Here is a 22195-nt window from a genome sequence, read left to right as displayed (position 1 = left end):
TATTTTACCGCAATTATATATCACATTCCCGGTTTTCTGTTCTTGCAAACATGATAATTAAGGCTATTTATGTATAGGTTGTTTTTCGTGTATATGCATTATCTATGTCTTGTCTCGACCATTTTTTCCTTAGGCTGCAGTTCTCTGTCACTCTGTTTGTACAGTGCTTCCGCTTCCTTGAGCAGAGACAAGTCTCCGGATCTGGCGGACAACAGCAGCAAATTATCGGCATGACGGCGAAGGCGCTCTGCAGCCTCGATAAACTGCCCCTTGTCCTTTAGAAGAGTGATTTCATCAAGCACGGTCGGGAATTTCAACAATTCCAGGTGTTTCTCTACATGAAAGCAGACGGTGTCTCTGGCTACAGCTGTGTGACGACTATAATCCAGGCTTAGTTTTTGCAAAGGCAATTCACGGATTCGCCCTCCTGGCGGTTGTTTATAAAACCACTGCACCCATAGGGCATCATGTCTACCAGCCGGCATGGCGGTTGTGGAAAATTCAAGTGCCAGATACTTGTGCTGTCCGCAAAAAATATTCCCCAAGTTCAGCAGCAGTGAGCGTCCTTCTCCTGCTTCTGCCTTGCATCCATGGCATGTGCTGAGATTCAGGTAGGGTTCAAGCCATATTCGCAGTTCGATGTCACGTGCGGCTATTTTATGGCTTCGTTTTCGAAGTTGATCTATCTTTACAATACCTCTCCACTCCACCAGCAAAACAATATTATGGGTCCCGCCTGCAAAAATATGTTCTTGACTCCAAGTAAATATCGGCTGAATACTTGCTTGCATATTTCCACCTCTTTCTTTTTCTGGTTCTTCTATTAATGTACCAATAATGGCGGACAACTCCTTGTCATGGAATATATGTTCGCGTTATAAAATCGACAAAAAAAGAGCCAACTCCGTCAAAAAGACAGGTTGCCCCTTAAAGGTTAACTCTCACATGTCGATATATGTAGAAAAATATACATCCTGCCGCTATCCTCTTCTGCCTGTTCGCACCTGCTGGGCTTTAAAGAAAAATTCCAGGGCCCATTTCGCACACAACAGGGAGAACATAAAGAACAACGCCGCCCAGAAAAACGCTGGGACTCCCGTCAGCCGTGCCAAGTTGCTGGCATCACCGGCTCGGGAAGGTGACGTCACCGATGCGGTGACCAGATAGAGTGTCCCGGTTACAGATTCCTCCAGCGTAAGAAAGGCCAATAATAGATAGTAATACTTGCTGACCTTATCCCAGAAGAATAGCATAACGATGTTCAAGGCGATAAATCCACCCAGCCACAACATTCCGAAACTGCTCCGGACATACAAAAGCAGCATAATTAGCGCTACGCTAGTGGTCAGTCCCAGACCCCAGCTTATCCTTCCTTTTCCATAGAGAAAGAACAGCAGCAGCGCAAACAAAGACGCCAGCGGGTACCCCGCCAATGCTACTCCAATCGCCCGGCCTCCCGCCTGGATAGCCGAATAGGTTACTCCACTATGATCCGCATACAGCTCAATGCGCAGCACCTTACCCGATAAGAGCAGCGTGACCAGCGCATGGCCGAATTCGTGAATCATCGTGTCCAGATTACGGAACAAGGACGAGAACGGAATGAACCGTGTCAAAAAGGCCGATCCGGCCAGGAATAGCAGTGTCTTCACCCATTTATTCATCATGCACCTCCTCTTCCCGTCCACAGTATACGATAAACCCGGTCCGTTCTCAATGAAGGATACATAACCAGGAAACGGTTATCCTCACTATGCGTATTATCGTTTAGCACCTTTGCCTGCCCTTGCTACAAGCTGTCGAACACTGTAAAGCTATGGTAAAATAAAAGGAGAACTAGCCTATTTAGGTGGTGATGCAACAATGAGAAAAAAGTTAACACACTCAGGATTTAAACTGTTATGCTCAGCCCTGCTGTTGCTCGGAATATTCGCATGTCTTCCGGCTCCTTCGGCGCAGGCTAATTATTTCAGCGATCTATATAACGGATTCCAGAAGTTCTCCGAGCTTCCTGGAGAGGTCAACAAGTTGCAAGAAAGCTACCGCCAGACGGTGGAAGAGCTTGAGCGGACCAAGAGCGAACTCGACAAAGCCAAGGATCAGCTGGGTGATACCGTATCACAGAATGCTGCCCTCCAGGAGCAGAACCGCCAGCTCAGCCAGATGGTCGATGAGTTAAGAGATGACCGCCAGGCGCGCGAAAACAACTTCAACCGAATTAAGGTTACTATCATTACAGGGCTAGGCCTGATCTTGGGCTATTTCCTGCTGATCCGGTTAGTCCGCCTAGGTATGCGTAGTCGCTCCAGAAGAAGTGACCGCCTCCGGTAAAACAGGAATGGAGAGCATATAGATAATGACACAGAAAAAGGGGGCAGGCTGGATGAATATTGACGTTCAGGATGAAGGCAACAATACCAGTGGACAAGCCCTGTCCTTCTCCGTTGGTGAGAATGAAATGGTGCATGTGCTGCATCCGCAGCAGATTATCGCTTATCAAGGGCCTTCGTCAGGCCGGGCGGACCGCCTAATGGATGTAAAAGGGATCTATCGCAAGCGCAAGCTGATCCGTTCCGATATGTCCGGCCCCTGCCGCTTCGTGGCGGCACTGCCCCCAGGCTACCGGGTCAAGACACTCGAGCTTACGGGTAATAATGATCTGCTCTACGATTTCAGACATCTCTTCTACTACAGCGAAGGCATAACTATGCAGACTCGCGTGCTCAGTATGAAGAACATGTTGATTACACGCGACATTGTTAAGATCAAATTCTCCGGCAAAGGAAGCATCGGCATTCTCACGGAAGGCACGGTATGCGAAGTCGAGCTGCACCCTTACGAGCCTCTGTATGTAGACGCGGGCAGCATTATTGCTTACCCTGAGAACGCCAAGCTGGAGCTTACCGTATACGGCAATCATCTCGCCAGCCAACATATGAGCTACCACTGGAAAATGACGGGCCATGGCCCTGTTTTATTTCAGGCTGGAACCCAAAACCGGCGTTTCGAACGGGACAACAACGATGACGGAATTATTAAGCGCTTTTTACGGGAAGCCCTGCCATTCGGAGGCGTCTTTATTAAGTAGTCAGGGAGTTGGGGCAATTCATATGCAATTGTGCAGAGCGGGTCGTGATTCTTTAGACCATATGAGTCACATCACCCGCCTTGGCATCCAACTGCCGCGCAGAGGACAGAATGTTGCTAAACTCATTCATGGCAACCTCAATCTGCTGCTGACTTAAGCTCACGTAGTGCTGTACCTCCGTCGTCCCTTTGGAGATTTTTATTATTTCCCGCGCAATCCCCTCAACACTATCCCTGATCTCACTGATGGACTCGTGGGCCCTATTCGACAGTTTCCTCACTTCCTTAGCAACTACATCGAAGCCCCGGCCGTATTCTCCGGCATGTGCGGCTTCAATAGCGGCATTCAGTGACAGCAACTGTGTTTGGGAGGCAATGTCACGAATCGTCTGCGCCACCCCCTGTATGGATTGTGCTTGTGCCTGCAAACCTGCCAGTGTTGCTATATTATTGGCGGATACGCCAGCAATCACAGAGATACTGTCTAGCAGTTCCTGATTGCGTTCAATCCCCTGTTCGGCACGAGCATTCAGACTAGTGGACATCTGCTTCAGCTCCTCTACAACCGTGGAGATATGATTTTGACGGTTCGTAATATTGGTCGCAATCTTGCATACTCCCAACATGTGCTCGCCAGCATCATCATAGATTGGCATGTACGTGGCCTCCAGCCATATAGGATGACCTTTGGCATCTCTACGTTCAATCTTGTCCTGAAAGCTTGTACCACTCATGATGCTATCCCAGAATTGTTCATAAGCAAGACTTTCCGTGAATTCGGGAAAGCACAATTCCCGGTGTAGCATACCTTGCATTTCTTCTGGTGTATATCCCATCGTCTTCGCGAAAATTTCATTCACATACGTGACCCGGCGCTGCAGATCGAATCGAATCATCGCCAGATTAAGTTCCAGCGCCTTGATTACATTGGTATCCTTGATTGGATCCTTCAGATGTTCTATGCTCATCTTCAACCTCTTCCTCCATACCTCAAGACAAAATGGTTTGTTGGTCTCTGCGCTGCTCCATAAATTCAGACCCTTCACGGCGAGGAACGAAAAACTGTTGCTCCACATCGTCAGCCGACAAAGGGCGGCTGTAAAAATACCCCTGAACTTCATTGCAATTCTGTGCGGTCAGTATGTCCAATTGTGCTCTGGTCTCTATCCCCTCTGCAATTACGTCCATATTTAACTGTCTAGCCATCGTAATGATCGTGGAGACAATCGCTTTGTCATTTGAATTCACAGCCAAATCCTGAATGAAGGAACGGTCGATCTTCACCTTATGAATCGGGAACATTTTCAGATAGCTGAATGAACTGTAGCCTGTACCGAAATCATCCAGACTGATCCGAATGCCATATTCGGTCAGCTGATTAAGAATATCGAAAGATACCTTCGCATCCATCATCATACTCTCCGTAATCTCCAGTTCAAGATATTGAGGCAGAAGCCCTGTATCCAACAAAATGCGCTTGATCTGTTCTACCAGATTAGGTTGATGGAACTGCTGGGAGGACAGGTTAACCGCGATCGGCACCATCGGCCCACCAGCTTGATGCCATTCATACATTTGGCGACAAGCTTCATACAGCACCTGATTCCCCAGCTCCACAATCAAACCCGTTTCTTCAGCCAGCGAAATAAATGCATCGGGTGGCAATAACCCGCGCACCGGATGATTCCATCTTACCAATGCCTCTATGCCGATCATGTGGACATCACCTGTCCGAATCTGCGGCTGATAGTGCAGCACAAGTTCTTTGCGCTCCAGCGCTTTTCTCAGATCGGCTTCCAGTTCGATCCGTTCCTGTAGAACGGCGTACAATTCGGTTGAATAAAACTGATGGCCGTTTTTGCCGTTCTTCTTGACTTCATACATCGCTGTATCTGCATTCTTCAACAGCTGTACGACATCTTGACCATGGTCCGGGAAGATAGCAATTCCAATACTAGCCGTGACGTAAAATTCATTATCCTTCAAATAGTAAGGTTGTCCGATCTCCTGAATGATCTCATCGGCCAAATCAGCAGCATTCTCCACATCCGCATCCGGATAAAACAATACCGCGAATTCATCTCCTCCCATGCGCGCCAGCATCACCTGCCCACTATCCACGATTTGAAGAATCCGGCTGCTTACTTCCTGCAAGAAGAGATCACCGTAGATATGACCCAGTGAATCATTGATCATCTTGAACCGGTCAATGTCCATAACCATCACGGCGAAGGGTTGCTGATTCTGACTTCGGGCTTTTATCATCTCTGATAAGGTCTGATTGAACTGACGACGGTTAGGCAGACCTGTCAGTTCATCATGGAACGCGAGATGACGATGCTTCTCCTCAGCCCGCTTCTCTTCAGTAATATCGCGCAGAATAATGTAGTTGCCCACTACCTGCTCATCCACAAAGACAGGGGCCAGTACTACACTGACATGAATTCTGCCCTGACTGCCATGCCTCAGAACGGTCTCATAACGTATAGCTTCTCCATCAATCGTTCGCAGAAAGAACTCCTTCATACGCCCCTGCTCCTCTTCGACAACCAAAGGCAGGAGCGATGCTACGGGACTGCATCTGAATTCCTTTTCCCGAATGCCGGTTATCCGCGCGGCCGCAGGATTGATACCGATAATCTGCCGATGCAGGTCGATTGAAATGATGCCGTCCTGATTGTGCTCATAGAGCGACCTGTACCACTTCTCATTCTCCTGCTTCTCTAAGGCCTGTTTGGAAAAGAGTCTCGAGATGTACAACCCGATCAACGACAAGCCTAGCGTAAACAGAGTCCCGGCAGCGATGATATAGCCTAACTTTTTCTGGTCCAGGATCTGGCTTAGAGGCGCTAGCATTCGTTCCGTAGAGGTCCCTGGCTCAAAATGGGCTGCCAACATCCCGGTATAATGCATTCCAGCAATCGCCGCCCCCATGATCAAAGCACTGCCAATTTTCTTGATATAACCACTGCGTGTACCCTGCTGAACAAAATATAAGGATAGCCATAATGCAGTAATGGACGCCACAAACGCAATCAATATAGACAGAGCTACATAACCGATGTCATAAGAGATATTGACTTGCATGGCATACATGCCTATATAATGCATGGCTGAAATTCCGAATGCGAATAATGAGGCCCCCCCGAGCAATTGGCCCCTGGATAGCTTATGCCTGCTCAGAACTAACAAAGCCACAAACGATGCCACAATCCCCACTACTACTGAAAGAAGCACGACCAACAGGTCATAATACACAGGGAACGGTAGATTCATAGACATCATGCCGACAAAATGCATGGACCAAATCCCCATCCCCATCACAATGGAGCCGAAAAATTTCCACAGCCACCGCCTTCGTCCCTTAGTATTGTTTATCCGCCCAGCCAAGTCCAAGACATTGAATGAAGCGGCCACGGCAATCAGATAGGAAATGATCACCAGCATATAATCGTGCGAACTGTGAATATGATTCATCATTAGGCCTCTTTTTTCTTAATAATTACGAATATTATAAGTGATCGATTTGAAAGATTTCTGAAATTGTATCATGTCAAATAGACCCGCTTGCCCAGCAAGCGGATCTAGAGCTTGATGTATACACTATTTCGTGTCTGCACTTCCTGGACCTTCCTCTTTCCACGCCTCAAACCATCGCTGCACCTTCGGATGTGGCACCATATCCATATCTCTGCGCAGCATCCGAGCCAGCAATTCATATTGGTATTCAACCGAACGCCGCTCCCCCATTACGTTGTAGAGCTGCATCAATTCGAAGTAAATGCTCTCTTCATTCGGCAGCACCCGTTGGACTTTAAGATACAGGGCTACTGCTTCCTCATTCTGCTGTGTATCCATATAGTAACCTGCCAGCAGACGGATGTGCCGGACCCAGAGGACACGCAATCTTGTCCGCTCCATCTCAGCCCATTCAAAAGCATACTCACCGAAGTAGTCTCCCTTGTACAGCGAAGCAATCTGCAAGTGCGTAGCCAGTGTGAATTCATTCAGAGCAGGCGCCACGGCCAATTGTTTTTCCCAAGTCTCAATATCCACTACAGCGCCGTTCAGCTCAAGCATATATCCTTCCTCCAGATTGGAAATCTGGATATTGATATACTCAGCCTGCAACTGTTTGCGAATCTGATATATGGCCGTATAGAGCTGGGTTACACCGCGCTTCCACTCGACCCCCGGCCACAACCGCTCCAGCAGCACTTCCTTTCGAACAGGCTTACCTCTATTTTGAAGCAAAAAACAGAACAGCTCCTGGGCCCTGAATGTCTTCCAGCGCACAGCCGCCTTAGGCTGCCCGGCTTGTTCAAATTTCAAACAACCGAAGCAATGAATTTTAAATACCGGGTCTGTTGCAGGTACTGTACCGGTTGCGGCAGAGTTCAGCCGCGAAATCGTCTTGGCCAGTCGCTCGGTCTGGAGCGGCTTCAAGAGATAATCCAAAGAGTTCAGCTCAAAGGCTTTGACTGCATAATCATCGAAAACCGTGACAAAAACAATGTGTGTATTCGGAAGCTGCTGCAAAATATGCTCGGCCAGTTCAATTCCGCTCATCTCGGGCATCTCAATATCCAGAAAAACGACCTCAGGTTGTTCCTGGAGAATATGCTTTAATGCCTGTTTCGGGCTTCTGAACGTTCCGATAACCTCAATTTCACTTAAATGCTGCAGTTCCTCCGCCAAATGTGTCAGAGCAAGGGGTTCATCATCAATCAATATGGCTCTCATGGATACCCACCTTTTCGACCGGAAGTCGGATTTGAATTTCTGTGCCCTTATCAAGCTCGCTGTGGATGAGAAGACCGTATCCGAACAGCTGCTTGAGTCTACGATCGATGTTGCGGATGCCAATGCCTCCTTCTCTGGAGGCCGTGTCCAGTATATTCGCCACCGTTTCCGGGGTCATCCCTACCCCATCATCCTTGATGGAGATCCAAATGTACTCAGTGTCACCACTGACCACAATCCCGAGCGTCCCGCCCTCAGCCCGGCGCATGATTCCATGCCGCACTGCGTTCTCCACAAGCGGCTGAATCGTCAACGGTGGAATCCGGAATTGGGTGGAGGTGAGAAGCTCGATCTCGAAATTCAGCCAATCCTCAAAACGGACCTTTTCAATATGAAGATAGGATTGTACAAGCTTCAGCTCCCGTTCAAAAGGCGTCAGCGGCTGTGAACTGTCAAACCGGAAACTTTCCCGCAAATAATGACCCAATTCGGCCAACAACTGATTCATTTGCTCTGGTCTACGTTTACTCAGTGCAGCGATAGAATTTAGAGTATTGAACAGAAAATGCGGCTTGATCTGCGCCTGTAGGAAGCCCAGCTCCATCCGGATTCGTTCAGTCACCGAGCGTTTCATCTGCACAAGAGTGCGAACACGTACACGCAGCTCGGAAGCCTCAATCGGTTTTTTCAAAAAATCATTGGCCCCAGCCAGACCCGCTTCTATCGCTTGATCCGCATGTCCCGGGGAAGTCAGCAGGAGAATCGGCAGTTCGAACAAGGTATACTGCTCACGAATGGCGCGGCATATCCTTGCCCCCGAGGTGCCTGGCAATGTGCGGTTCACGATCACGAGATCTATCTTGGATAACTCGTGGATTCGATCCCTCAACTGCTCGGGTGTTCTGATTACGGTAATCTCATGCTGATCCTGAGCAAGGATAGCCTGAACAATTCTCAAATTCAGCACATCATCATCGATCACAAGAATGTTGCCTTCAGAGAAATCCATATCGCTATCCCGATTCTGCTTATGTACAGCCCAGGGGCTATCCATCAAAACGATGTCGTTCTTAGAATGAAGCTTAGGCAACCCTGAGACTAACGTATCAACTTCATGCCTCCCCACCGACGGAAACGTGACAATAAACGAGATTTCTCGTTCAAATTCCGTAACAACCCTTGACGTCCCCTGATGCAAATCAACGAGTCTTTTGATCAGGAACAGACCGAGTCCGTCATTGCTCTGCATGAATTTGGAATCCGCCACCTGGCTCCATATCTCCCTGACCAAGGATTGCTGTACAGTGGTGATGCCTTTGCCATACAGTTGAATGCGAATTTCAGTAAAATCCTCGTAGGAAATCCCATCAACGGTAATGGCGCCCTCCATCATAAGCTTGATTCCCTGCTGAAGAAATCCCGTCAAAATCTGATACAGCCGCTGCTCATCCGCAATCATCGGAGACATCGTCTTCTCAATACGATTGGTCATCATAATCGAATCGTTATAGATCATATAGCGGGTACGCTCAATAACCTCATCCATAACTGCGTACAAATCCACTGGACGAAGATGTAGTCTGATCTCCTGCTCCTGCAGGCGAGAGAAATCCAGCAGATCATCAACCAGCCGCCGCATCGTCCACCCTACTGATGTCACGAGCTGCAAATCTGCCCGTTGTTCTGGGGTCAGTCCCTCATCCGAATGCAATCTGGCGTCTGTGATACTAATGACCGCATTTAACGGTATCTTCATCTGTTCCGATACGCTCGCAGTGAATTCATTCTTTATCCGTTCCATCCGTTTGATCTCAGAGGTCAGCATTTTCAGCTTGTGATAAGCTACCAAAAATTGATGCATAAACATCAGTACGAAAAAGCTCGTGAACAGGAGAACCTGCAGGAAATACCAGAGGCCCATATGATTAAGTCCAACCTGCATCAGCATGTTAGAAAAACAATGCGCAGCAAATAGAAAAAACGATAAAAATTGATAAATACTATATCGGTCTCCATGCTTCATCGCGCGCAAAAGAACAATGAGCACATATCCAAACACAGCTGTCCCCTCCAAAATTAACACCGGAGTAAACCGGGTTAATATAGATAACGGAGAGCCCAGCATGAGGCCAATAAGGATGATATTAAAAACAATGATTCCACGCTTAACCCACTTACATGTCCGCATAGTCTCCTGCCTGCACACGAACATAAACATCCAAAAGGTGACGCTAAGCATAGACAGCCAATAAAGGATCACAATCAGGCGGAATGAAATTGCTGGCCAAATCGTAAATATCCATCTTGTCCCTTGGAACAAGGCAGGGAAAATCAGGCTTAGGAAAAACAGAGAAATATAGATCCAACCATTCTTCGGGGCTTGAAAGTGCATAAACCCAAAGAAAAAACTTAGAAAACCAAAGATAACAACTATGCCAAATTCCAAAGCGGCGTCACGCTGCCCCCCCTTGTACAGGGAATCCACCGTCCCGATCTGAATGGGTAGAACAATTCCCCCACTGGATGCAAAATCATAGTTAGCCACCTGTACATACAAATCAAGAATGCCACCCTTATATTCAGTACGTGATATGTATGGTTTGACTCCGGGCCTGTAGTCTTTGCTATCTGCAGATACACTGCCCTGTGAGCCAACCTCCCGTCCATCTATGAACAAACGGTGAGATGTGCGAATAAGTGGAACCCGAAAGCCAATCTCATTCGCTTCCTCTTTCAGTAGGACCTGCAGGCGATATGTTCCATATCCTAATGCGTTCTTGTGAAAAATAGGTTCGATGGCATTTCTCCAGTTGCCAGGCACCTGAATGAAACGCATTGTGGAGCCACTCGTCTCTTCCTCCGCTCCGGTTAGGAGTTGTTCAGGGTAGAACATCCACTCCCCCAGCAGAGCGGTGCTCCCACTGTTCATACTTTTTCCTGAGCGCAAATCCAGTACGCCCTGTCGGGCCTTGGGCTGACCTGTGGATTGGAGATAAGACAGGGCTGTCAGCCCAATAAACACCGCAACAACAATCACTATAAACCATATATATTTTGTACGACTCAATAGGCTAACCCCATCTAGTAAAATATGTTTATCGTATGTTTGCGTACTTATGAAGGTATCGTAACACAAATGAAGGGCCTGTTCATTAATAGGCTGAACCAAATACACTGCGACGGCTCTCAAAGCCCTGTCCAGATTAGGTTTATTACCAATAAATTAACTTCTATAACTTTATTGTAGTAGTCATCGACAATTATATTATTCACCTGGACGCAGCAAAAAGGCGCCCATGCGCATGAACCTGCGCAGGGCGCTTACTTGTTAATATAGGATTACAGCATTAGCAGGCTTAACCAAGATAAGCGTTCAGCATCCAGACATGCTTCTCTACACTGCTTCTGATGCCAATCAGCAGGTCCGCTGTAGGCTGGTCACCAAGTTCTTCCGCAGCGCTAATCGCTTCCTTGGTCTCTTCGGCGATGGAAGTAAAGTCCTTGACTAGCCCAGCTACCATATCATGAGCACTCTCGCCGCCACGTGCTTCTTTCAATCCGGAGAGGGCCAGGTATTGCTTCATCGTCGAGGCAGGTTGTCCACCAATGGACAACAAGCGTTCCGCCAATTCATCCACATATCCGCCAGCTTCATTGTAGAATTCCTCAAATTTCTCATGCAGGGTAAAAAACTGTGGTCCGCTCACATACCAATGATAATGATGCAGCTTCACTCCGAGCAATGTCCAGTTGGCGGTCTGACGGTTCAACGCAGCTTGCAGTTCCGTTTGATTCTTCAATTGTGTACTCATTAATAAAACCTCCCAAAATCATTTATTATATTTAGACTCGTTCTAAATCTATATTTAATTTAACACATCTTTAACACTTTTGCAATCTATTCTCCCAATCAGACCAAACGTAGCATAACTACCTGTCCAACGCATATTATTTGCGTCACACTAAAGAAAAATTCTTCCATTTTCAAAGTAAACTGGGAGAAAGCTACTTAGTAAGGTTGTCACTCTGGAGAAGGTTTAGACTTTCGGAAGCTATTGTCTCCAGATTTCTTTAACTTGTATCGCTTATTCACAGATAAATCCGGAGGGCTTACGCTTCCGATACGGTCCTGCCTGTGAACTGCTTTTTTGCGGTCACTATCGCTCCTTCAGTTCCAAACTTGATCTTTATTCCGTTCCCCTTATATTACAATTTTGTTCAGTCTATACCGTACGCTCCCCTGCCGCCCTTCTTGGACCACACCGGAAAAGGGCCCGCATCTCCTCCCGCTTGGCCTTCGGACTCAGCACATACACCGTATCTCCAGGTTGGATCGTCGTGCTGCCATGTGGAGTCACGATGTTCTTGTCACGGATAATCGCCGTAAACAGAATATCCTCCGGTAGCCCCATATCGGCGATCTGCTTGCCGGCAATCGGCATCAGCGGGTTGATCCCAATATGATTGAACTCGCAATCCGTTCTTCCTAAGGCCACCAGTTCCATAAGCGACGGCTGTGTGTTATCGTCCTGTCCGATCAGCTTTAACCGTGAGGCCAGCGGAGAAATCGTTGTCCCCTGGATGACCGCTGAGGTCAGCACAACGAAAAAGACGACATTGAAAAACTGACGGCCATGGTCAAGGCCAGCCAGCAGCGGATAGGTAGCGAGCACAATGGGGACAGCCCCGCGAAGACCCGCCCAGGAGATCAGCGTCTTCTCCCGCAAGGAGAACTTGGCGAACATCAGGCTAAGGAATACCCCGATGGGCCGGGCAACAAGCATCAGAATGACGGACAGCAGGAGACCCTGCCAGGCGATAGCCGACAAATCCTGCGGGAATACGAGCAACCCCAGCAGAATAAACATGGCGATCTGCATCATCCAGGCAAACCCGTGATTGAAATTCATAATGGTCCGGTGATACACCAGCTCGGAGTTGCCCAAGGTGAGACCCATGACATAAACAGCCAGCAGACCACTGCTATGCGTCAATGCCGCGACTCCATACGTAAGTACAGCGAAGCCGATGGCCAGCACCGGATAGAGCCCGGAGGAGTCCAGGTTAATCACATTGATGAGATAGATGGCCAGCCTACCGAGCAGAATCCCTAGCAGCAGACCCAGCCCCATTTCCCATATAAAAGAGAAGATCAGGCTCCACCACGCCCCACTCGGATGCTGAATCCAATCAATCAGTGTGACCGTCAGGAATACGGCCATGGGATCATTGCTGCCTGATTCTGCTTCCAGCGTAGAGGTTAGACGTTTGTCGATATTTTTGCCGCCAAGTACGGAAAAAACAGCGGCTGCATCCGTGGAACCTACAATGGCTCCGAACAGCAGGCTTTCCGGCCAGGGAACATCAAGGACAAATCTGGCAAATACGCCGACTACACCGGTAGTCACCAACACCCCAATTGTGGATAACGACAGGGCCGGCCAGATCACTGGCCGAATATCCTTCAGATTCGTCTGCATGCCGCCCTCGAACAGTATGACAACCAAGGCAAAAATACCGGCCACCTGCGTCAGTGACGCATTGTTGAAATAAATGAAATGGCTCAGGACCATTCCAGCGGCAATAAAAAGCACCAGCGCTGGCATGCCGAAGCGGGAGGAGAACTTGGTAGACAGCACCCCAACCAGCAGCAGCGCTGCCAGTAACATAATAACTTGATCCGCCAGATGACTCATCGTGATCTTCACACCCTTTCTATATCGGGGTAACGCCGCACGGCTGCGGCCGTATCCTTCCATTATTACCCGAATTCCCGTCTACCTAAGACACTTGGTAGTATGGACAAGACTGGATATTAAATCTCACTGTCCTTATACTTTAATTATTAAAATTGTTCCGACTACTTCATTTCATACCGGGGGGCAAACTATAAATGCAACTAAGATTAATCAGAAATAACGAGCTGGATCAAGCCGCTGCACTGGCAGACGACATTTTTCGAAATGAAGGTGACCTCTCCATGAAGCAGCTCTTCCCGGCGATTTTCCAGCCGGGAACCAGCCATTCTTATGGTGCTTTTACCAGTGACGGGACACTGGCGGCGTTTATGGGACTTGTCCCCTCTGTCATTCAGACCGAGGAAATCCTGCTGGAGGTCTTCTCCATCGGGGCGGTGTGCACTGCCCCGGCTTATCGGGGAGTCGGCTTGGCCGGACAGCTACTCAAGCTGTGCCAGGCCCATGCGGCCAGAGCGGGAGCGTCGTTGATCTTCGTGTCCGGCGACCGCTCGCTGTATGAACGGGCAGGCTGCGTACCCTTCGGCGCAGCCGTGCATGCCGAGTTGACCCAGAACTCGGCACAGGCCCTTGCCGCTGCGGCTGGAGACGCTTGGAGTCTGCGGCCGATGCAGCCGGGCGACCTGCTCGCGGTCAACCGGCTGCTCCTGTCCCGGCAGGCCGGACATGTCCACAGTCCGGCCGAGCTGGGTCTGCTGCTGGGGGCCGCGGCGTACGCGGGGGTGCTGGGCTTGCCCCAGCGCACCCTCGTCGCGGAACGTGACGGCAGCATTGAGGGCTTCGCCGCCGTTGCGGTGCAGCCAGCGGCGGGCGATGACGCCGGAGCCGGGCGGCCGGCGGCGGGCGATGACGCCGGGGCTGGGCAGCCAGCGGCGGGCGATGACGCCGGGGCTGGGCAGCCAGCGGCGGGCGATGGCGCCGGAGCTGGGCGGCCGGCGGCAGAGAGTGACGCGCCGAACCAGGGGACGGCGCTGGAATGGGCCGGGCGGCCGGAAGCGGTAGCTGCGCTACTGGCCAAGGCCGCCCTCTGCACCGGCACCAGCACGTTGCAGGTGCCGGTGCCATGGCAGGAGCGCAGCCTGCTGTCGCTGCTGCGCGATGCCCGCGCCGCCATGACGAGCGGCGCGAACAGCGGCACGGTCTGCATCGCTGACCGTGAGGCCTTGCTGCGGCAGACCGAGGCGTTCCGGACAAGCCGGAACATTGACCTCTCCGCCGCAACAGATGACCGTGAGCTGATCTCGCTGCTCTTCGATCCCGCCAGCCCGCTTGCCCCGGCCGGAACTCCGGAAGGGGACGCTACGCTGCCCCTGCCTTACATGGCCGGGCTGAACTTTATTTAATCCGGGACAAGGGTCGCCGACCCCATTGTCCCTTCAATCATTCCACCGTGCTAAATGCAGCACGGTGAGAAATGAATAAGCCTCCGACCCGCTTAATCTACGGGTGGAGGCTTTTTAATAATATATAAAACGCATTTAAAAACACAATGTCATTTCGGAAATAGACATCGGCATCTAAATAACACGCTCTGTTATCCTAAGATATAAAATGAGCCCTTGATTTACAAGAATTCCATTCCTTCAGGTGGCAATTACACCGACAAGACCGCTTTACTCCATAGGGCATGGGAATAGCGGGAATGATTCCTGTTATATTGATTAAATCCTCTTCTTTTTTAAGAACAACTGGAAAAACTCAGACTGTTGAGAAAGTAGTTGTTTTGAGAAAATCCATAATTAAACCCTTGATTAATGAACCTATCTCGAAATCAGGACTTGCTTCTTGTTCCATCTGGTAACGGACCCTAGAGACGCTATTTCCTAACACCTGACCATTCCAAAAAATAACGGACTCCATAGACGTTATGAGCAGAAATCCTGTGTAAAATCCACGGTTTGGAAGGAAATAGCGGCACCTGAGTCCGTTACATGTTCCAGAAGCTGCTTGATGTGCAAATAACGACGATAGGGTCCGTTAGCCCCCATGCATAAGTTTCAACCTTCTGAAGCAGTGGTTTTGGCAAGCACTGATGATGAATTTGAGCCTGATTTATAAGGCTATTTCTCGCCAACAATCGTAGAGAATGGTGTTTCTCGACAGTCTAAAAAACTCCCGTTAAATACCTTTTATCTATGCAATGACGGAGAAAAGAGGCTTTTTAACGGGAGAAATTCTCTTTGTTTATTACAAATAAGGTTAAATAAAATAATTAAAGGTATATTTCCCTGTTAATAAAGCCCCACTTATTCTCGAACGTAATCCCTCAAGTTACACCCTTGTATATCAAGAGTTTCCCCTATCCAGGATGTTAGACTTTTAAGTTCGTACTATATAGAATAATTTCACGTTGCTTTAATCTCTCGAATAAATCTGCAGCTCGTGAATCGACCAGTAATTGCCGCCGCTCCCTGTCTGCAAAATCTTCACATAGCGCGCCCGGGTCGGAGCAAAAGTAATAGTGGTTGCTTCCGTTCTGCCTTTCCCCGAAGCAATCCTGCTCCAGCCCACCCCATCTTCCGAGACATAGATTTCATAACCTCTAGGGTAATCATAGGCAGACAAGGTGTTGTCAAGATCCATCCTCTCAATCCTGTGAGCCTCGCCCAGATCCACCTGATAATACTCACCCGAGACTTGATGTTTGCCGGTGTCCCAGCGGGTTCGGCGATCGCCGTCAAAAGCGCTGCGTGGATTAGAAGTCTCGCCACTTGCGTTGGAGGAGGCCTGCCATCCACTACGATCCAGCGGCACCAATCCGGTAGCTGTGATCTGTACGGGTTCCGACATTACCGTGGAGCCGGTGGCACGTACCCTATAGGTATAGAGGGTACCCTCACGTAATTTAACATCCTTATACTGTGTGCTCTGAACACCGGAAGCGATGACCTGAAGCGCACCACCAGAGCCTTCGCCCCGCAGCACTTCATAGCTTGCACCCGGCGCTTCCAGCCAGTTCAGCTGAACGGCCGGGCCTTTGAGCGCAGCAGCCTTCAGTTTCTGTGGCGCTGACATTTTCACCTCGGCTGAGGGCTGTAAAATATATTGCACACCCTCCCCAGGCGCCAGTGTCTCCTTGAAGGACAGCACTGGAGAAGCTTGTTTCCCCGTTACATAACTACGTGCTTCTTCATAGGTATTTCCGTTGCCGAACCGCTCTCCCTCATAGACCTCCGCCTTCGGCATGGTTACATTCACGGACACCGTCTGCACCGTGTTCTCGAAATTCACCAGGTTCACCAGCACCTTGTTCGAGGTCGCTCCGCTGCCGGCAAGCGGGTCCAGTGTGGAAGTATCCACGGCACGGACATAGACAAGCTTGTCAGCCAGAGCTGCTTTATTCGTAACTTCATAGGTCAATGGAGCCCCATGGGTGGCATAGGCCAGACTCAGGCGACGCATGATGCTGACCCGGGAATCCTCATTATTTTTCGTATAATAAATCTCCGTCTTGGCGGGGTCATGCTCCTCAAGATTAAATCCGTATTTGAACAGGCTGAAATCCTTGAAAAACGCAGCATGCTGGATGAACATATCCGCATAACCGATATGCGCCCGCATAATCCGGTCGAATACGGCAGCCGTCCGCTCGGTTGCACCATACTGGTAGGCATCCACATGACTATCCGAGGTGCCAAATTCGGTGGTCAGCATTTTTTTGGCCAGACCGTCTGCAGCCCCACCAAAGGTTTTCAAATTTTCCGTAAAGCTGCCGCCGTTGCTGAAAATATAAGAATCTCCATAAGAATGTCCATTCGTCAGATCCGTTACTTGTTCCAGCTCCAGCCGCTGCTCGGGATCACGCTCCCACCCATCCGGGTCTCCGCACTCACGTACGCCCCCCTTCTGATTACCGCAGGAATTCTGCTGGTACTCCGGCCAATAGGCCCAGCCTGGGGCTACCGTCTTCAGATACGGCGCAATCTCTTTCCCCTTGGTATTCAGCCAATGGGCGACAGCCAGGTTAACAGCCTTGGAACGGTTGAACAGCCCCGGCTCGTTGTCGACTTCATAGTATTGAAAATACGGGCTATACTTGCGGAAATAATCCGTCAATTTCTTGGCCGCCTCATCAGATAGGGAACCATCGTCCTTCAGCTTGATGTCGCCGGTGTATAAATAGAGGGCAACTGCCTGCATGTTATAATCCTTGAGCACCTTGTAGTACTCTTCCATGTTGGAGCAGGACCGACCAACGTCGCTGGCGCAGCTGGCACGCATAATATTGCCGCTGTAGGCCACCCCGAGCCACTTCATAACATAAGGCAGATGCGCAACTGCACCCTCGTCAAAATAAAAATGCTTATTGTTCACCATCGTTCCGGTAAGGGTATAGCTGCCGTGAATCGGTTCTTTGATCGGCTCGTTTAGCGACTCCAGACTAAGATCATCCCAAGTCCACCAGTTGAACTTATCCTCGGCACTGGAAGAATACAGTCCTCGGGTCACCTGAAGCTTCAGCTCATTGCTCCCGACCTGCAGCTGCTCCTTCGGGATGTACAGTTCATAGGTTTTGCGAAAATTGTATTGATCTTCCGCTCCCGCGACACCGGCAATCTGGATAATACCCGATAACTCCCGATTGGAAAACACACTCATCTGCGGTACAGATTTATAGGCATCCAGGATACTGACGCGAAACAAGACCCCGTTCACCGGGATCTTGTCCAGTTGGTAGTTAATGCTAAGTTCAGGCTCTGTCGTCCCGTCCAGACCGGAAGGGATGCTTTTAAGCAACGTTGACTTCACTACGGGAGAAGCCACTTGAAACACCTTTTGGGCATCGGATGAACCGCTGACGGCAAATTCACGTGCTGAACCGTCATGCTGGCCAAATCTCCAGATTAAGGTACCGTGGGGAATAACAGGACCCGTATCATTGGCTGCGGTAAGCTTCGACATATCTACCTCCACTTCACCGCTGCGTGTACCGTCCTTTCCAAATACAGAGACAGACAATAGAAACAAGACTGTCAAGGCAGTAAATTTTAGTGTGGCAAGTAAAGGTTTGCGGGCTGATCTTATTATGCTCATTCCCTTGTCCTCGCTTTCTTAAGGTGATTTGCCCTGAAAGCTCTGCTTCCATTATGGTAAGAACAATGCATTCTGCGGTACAACGGCTTCTTTCAGGTGCGGTCCCGCCCACTTCAGAGAGATGCTGGCATCTCCGCGATTCTCATAATACTCCACCTTAATATCATATAAAGTATCTTTTCGCAGCTTCATGCTGCCGGTCCGATCCATTCCACTCCGGTTCTCCCAGCTGTCTATGATCAGCTTGCCGCCAACCCAAAGTCTGACTCCATCGTCTGCGGACACCGAGAAGGTGTAGTCTCCACTGGATGGTGGTTTGATTTTCCCTTTCCAGCGCACAGAAAAGGTATCGACGCCAATACCTGCCGCCGGAGAGCCCCCATGCCAATTAAAATCAATCAGACTGTCATGACGGATAAGCGCCGGTTTTCCCATCAACTCTGCGTTGTTAAAGTACTCTCCAGTCAGACCGTTTGTCGCAGTGATCGCCTCGGACACTGAGGCAACGCCTACCGTACGTATATAGTCACCTCTTGATACCGTATACGGACTACCCATAAAGCTTTGAATCTGCTGGGCACTGTTGTTTCCAGTCAGCATTTTGCCCCAGGTCATCATATATACCCAGCGGCTTTGGGTCTTGGCTAGAACCTCAGGGTCCGGCAGCTCGCCGCTTTCACCGATGCCGATCGGCTTGCTTCCAGCAAGCTCTAGCAGACCATCGTAGTAGGCTTGCTTATAGTCATTATTATAAATATCGGCCGCAAGCACATCGACGGTGTCGCTGCCTGGATAATACTCGCTGTAAGGGCCAGCAGTTGGACCCGGCGCGTTCGGATTCCATACCCACAATAGATTATCCAGCTTGTGGATATGGGTAAAGCGGTCGTAAACCAGATTCCATAGCGCGGCAAAATTGCTTTTGTCCCCCCACCAGAACCAGTCTCCATTCATTTCGTGATAAGGCCGCCAAAGAACGGGTACCCCGGCATCCCTCAATTTCCCCAGATACACAGCAATATCGTCTAGCTCTGCAATCAGGCTGTTGTATTGAGAAGTACCCGGGGTAACGTAGGCGTTGAACTGCTCTTGGCTTAGCTTCATGGAAACATTAGACCATATCGGGGAAGTTCCCGGCAGGTTCTGATGAAAGGTCATAGCGACAATGCCGCCCCCTTCATACCACTTGATGGCGCTGTCCACTACAGCCTGACGCTGCTTAGCAATCGTCTTCGGTGACTGATGGTTTAGAGCTCCTAATTCATAGCCATGCAGCAAAGCATATTTTCCACTGGCCGACTTCAGTTTATTATTGAATTCATCTGGGTTTTCCAGATAATCATGTTGCCCAGAGATGATTCCCTGTCCGCTAAGCTCCGTCAAATATTGCAGCAATCGGGAGGCCTCTGGCGAAGCCGAAGGATTAACCGGGTCTATTGCCGCTTTGTCCTTGGGATTATCCCAGGAGAGCAGGAGAGACAGTAGTAGAAGAACCGGAAACAAGGTCGTAAGCAGCCGATAATTACAGGATGGCTTCATGTGTCATCTTCCTTTCAGTAGTCAGGCTCCCGGTCCGGTAGAACCAAGCTGATCTCCGTCAAGGACAATTGTCTTCTTATCCCGGGAGCCTATAGTTCAGTAGCCCTGCCAAAGAGCAGGGCTACCGATCGGCTGAAAAGAATCTCATTGCTGTGATCCGTTAAATGCGTAAGGACTAGATAACGTAGTTCTCAGTTCCGTCCACGCTCGCGAACAATGCGCTGGTCGGAACGGCTTCCTTCACCTGACTAGGGCTTGCCCACATCAGGCGCACTCGGGCATCACCCAGATTCTCGTAATACTCCACTTTGATATCATACAGCTCCCCGGCATTCAGGGCGATGCTCCCCTGATGCTCAGTCCCGCTTTGATTATTCCAGCTGTCAATGATCGGCAGCCCGTTGATCCACACCCGAATGCCATCATCGGATTCAGTGTAGATCTGATAATTCTCGCTATACAGCGGTTTGATTTTCCCCGTCCAACGGATAGAGAAATTATCAACACCCAGCAAGGCTACATCCGGTGAACCCTGCCTCCAGTTATAATCAATCGCTGCATCATTCCGGGTAAGAACCGCCGTACCGGAAAGCTGCATATTGTTGAAGTATTCCCCCGTTAACCCATTCGCCATCGTATGCTTTCCCCCTGTTCCAGTATTCCCTGTTGGTGCAGCAGGAGGTTTCGGTGTGTTTGATGGCGTAACAGCGGGTACTGGAGGAGCCGGTGGTGGCGTAGGTGCCGGTACCGCTCCAGCCGCAAATTTGTCTCTGGTTACCGTGTAGCTGTTGTTCATAAAACCTTTAATATCATCAGTGTGGTTATTATCGTATAGCATTTTTCCCCAGGTCATCATAAAGGTCCATTTGCTCTGGGTCTCTCTCAGCTTGGCTACGTCTGGCATTTCCCCGTTCTCTCCGATACCGATCGGCTTCCCGGCCGCCAGCGCCAGCAGACTGTCGTAATGGCTTTGTTTATAATCGTTCTCATATATATCTGCAGCGAGAATGTCTACTTTATCCGCACCCGGATAGGTCAGAGCATACGGATCCGCCCAGGCATTCGGGGCATTCGGACTCCATACCCACAGCAGATTATTCAATTTATGAACGTTAACAAAACGGTCATACATAATATTCCAAAGTGCAGCGAAATTATTTTTCTTTCCCCACCAGAACCAATCTCCATTCATTTCATGGTACGGCCGCCATAATACAGGTACCCCTGCATCACGTAAGCTTTTCAAAGGTATCGCCACTTTATCCAGTTCGGCAATCAGGTTGTTGTACTGTACCGTCCCTGGTGTAACGTACTTATTGAATTCCGCTTGGCTGAGACTTCTGGAGACATTGGACCAATCATAGCTGGTTCCCGGTAGGCTCTGATGGAAGGTCATGGCGACTACTCCGCCGCTTTTGCTCCAACTGATGGCGCTGTTCACTACATTCTGACGATACCAGGCAACCTGGCTCTCATTCTGCCCGCTGATAGCGCCCATCTCGTAACCGTGCAGTGCGGCATATTTACCGCTGGTATCTTGCAGCTTGAGATTGAACTCATCGGGACTCTCCAGGTAGTCATGCTGCCCTGCAATAATTCCTTTACCGGATAAAGAGTACATGTAGTTAAGTAATTTTACAGCTTCGGGCGAGGCAGCGGGATTCACCGGAGTACCGGAGCCTGCAGCTCCTGCCATAGACGGAACGATTCCCACGCTCAGTGGAAGGGTCGTCAGAAACAGAGCAACGGACAGGAGTGCGCGCAACAAACGATACTTACGGTAAGCTTTCAACATACATCTCCCTTTCGGTAGCCAGGCTGCCATTCTTGCGAAAGGCCCTATAGCTTTGCGTCCCTATCTTTCGATAGGTTTGCCGTTTTCGTTATTGAAGGATCTATCCCTCTTACCGTAAATATCGACGCTATTTAATTATTTTTTAGTGCATTTATGAAAAAAATATCATTTTTGAGTCTTTATACCTGTTTTAAAAGCTTCGCATTTGGTTAAATAGATAGTTTGTTCTACTAAATTCCCC

General features: G+C 49.5%; 14 protein-coding genes and 1 riboswitch. Of the genes, 3 read left to right on the top strand and 11 right to left on the bottom strand.

Going from position 1 to position 22195, the window contains the following annotated elements; genetic code table 11:
* Positions 1–98: 98 nt before the first annotated feature.
* Positions 99–791, bottom strand: coding sequence for a hypothetical protein (locus AC3Y23_RS19410; protein ID WP_379201990.1), 693 nt, complete (start codon positions 789–791; stop codon positions 99–101).
* Positions 792–980: 189 nt separating this feature from the next.
* The gene (locus AC3Y23_RS19405; protein ID WP_379201988.1) at positions 981–1664 is read right to left on the bottom strand and encodes a M50 family metallopeptidase; all 684 of its coding nucleotides are present in this window, start codon (positions 1662–1664) and stop codon (positions 981–983) included.
* A 199-nt stretch (positions 1665–1863) separates the two neighbouring features.
* Here AC3Y23_RS19405 and AC3Y23_RS19400 point away from each other — a divergent pair, with 199 nt between their 5' ends.
* Complete coding sequence (locus AC3Y23_RS19400) at positions 1864–2331, top strand: coiled-coil domain-containing protein (protein ID WP_379201986.1); 468 nt, start codon at positions 1864–1866, stop codon at positions 2329–2331.
* Between the two features lie 52 nt (positions 2332–2383).
* Complete coding sequence (locus AC3Y23_RS19395) at positions 2384–3088, top strand: AIM24 family protein (protein ID WP_379202419.1); 705 nt, start codon at positions 2384–2386, stop codon at positions 3086–3088.
* Between the two features lie 52 nt (positions 3089–3140).
* Here AC3Y23_RS19395 and AC3Y23_RS19390 read toward each other — a convergent pair whose 3' ends face one another.
* The 6 genes from AC3Y23_RS19390 to AC3Y23_RS19365 form a co-directional block, all read right to left on the bottom strand.
* Positions 3141–4055 carry a methyl-accepting chemotaxis protein gene (locus tag AC3Y23_RS19390; RefSeq protein ID WP_379201984.1) on the bottom strand — a complete coding sequence of 305 codons (915 nt, stop codon included), beginning with the start codon at positions 4053–4055 and terminating at the stop codon, positions 3141–3143.
* A 22-nt stretch (positions 4056–4077) separates the two neighbouring features.
* Complete coding sequence (locus AC3Y23_RS19385) at positions 4078–6564, bottom strand: EAL domain-containing protein (protein ID WP_379201981.1); 2487 nt, start codon at positions 6562–6564, stop codon at positions 4078–4080.
* A gap of 126 nt (positions 6565–6690) precedes the next feature.
* Complete coding sequence (locus AC3Y23_RS19380; RefSeq protein WP_379201979.1) at positions 6691–7830, bottom strand: response regulator; 1140 nt, start codon at positions 7828–7830, stop codon at positions 6691–6693.
* Complete coding sequence (locus tag AC3Y23_RS19375; RefSeq protein ID WP_379201977.1) at positions 7811–10897, bottom strand: histidine kinase; 3087 nt, start codon at positions 10895–10897, stop codon at positions 7811–7813. The genes AC3Y23_RS19380 and AC3Y23_RS19375 overlap by 20 nt, the downstream gene beginning before the upstream one ends.
* Positions 10898–11186: 289 nt before the next feature.
* Positions 11187–11642: a Dps family protein gene (locus AC3Y23_RS19370; protein ID WP_379201975.1), complete on the bottom strand. Its 456-nt coding sequence runs from the start codon at positions 11640–11642 to the stop codon at positions 11187–11189.
* 411 nt (positions 11643–12053) lie between these two features.
* A complete protein-coding gene (locus tag AC3Y23_RS19365) occupies positions 12054–13526 on the bottom strand; it encodes a potassium/proton antiporter (protein ID WP_379202417.1) in 1473 nt (490 codons plus the stop codon).
* A gap of 197 nt (positions 13527–13723) precedes the next feature.
* Here AC3Y23_RS19365 and AC3Y23_RS19360 point away from each other — a divergent pair, with 197 nt between their 5' ends.
* Positions 13724–14929: a GNAT family N-acetyltransferase gene (locus AC3Y23_RS19360; RefSeq protein WP_379201973.1), complete on the top strand. Its 1206-nt coding sequence runs from the start codon at positions 13724–13726 to the stop codon at positions 14927–14929.
* A 1012-nt stretch (positions 14930–15941) separates the two neighbouring features.
* Here AC3Y23_RS19360 and AC3Y23_RS19355 read toward each other — a convergent pair.
* The 3 genes from AC3Y23_RS19355 to AC3Y23_RS19345 all read right to left on the bottom strand — a co-directional run bounded on the left by AC3Y23_RS19355 (position 15942) and on the right by AC3Y23_RS19345 (position 21954).
* On the bottom strand, positions 15942–18488 hold the full coding sequence (locus AC3Y23_RS19355) for a discoidin domain-containing protein (protein WP_379202415.1): 2547 nt from the start codon (positions 18486–18488) through the stop codon (positions 15942–15944).
* Between the two features lie 183 nt (positions 18489–18671).
* A complete protein-coding gene (locus AC3Y23_RS19350; protein ID WP_379201971.1) occupies positions 18672–20159 on the bottom strand; it encodes a glycosyl hydrolase in 1488 nt (495 codons plus the stop codon).
* Positions 20160–20334: 175 nt separating this feature from the next.
* Positions 20335–21954 (bottom strand): glycosyl hydrolase, encoded by a 1620-nt coding sequence (locus AC3Y23_RS19345; RefSeq protein WP_379201969.1) that lies wholly within the window; start codon positions 21952–21954, stop codon positions 20335–20337.
* Positions 21955–21964: 10 nt separating this feature from the next.
* Positions 21965–22045, bottom strand: a riboswitch (cyclic di-GMP riboswitch).
* Positions 22046–22195: the final 150 nt, after the last annotated feature.

Source organism: Paenibacillus sp. MAHUQ-45 (assembly GCF_058133325.1).
This window is presented reverse-complemented; position numbering and strand designations above follow the sequence as displayed.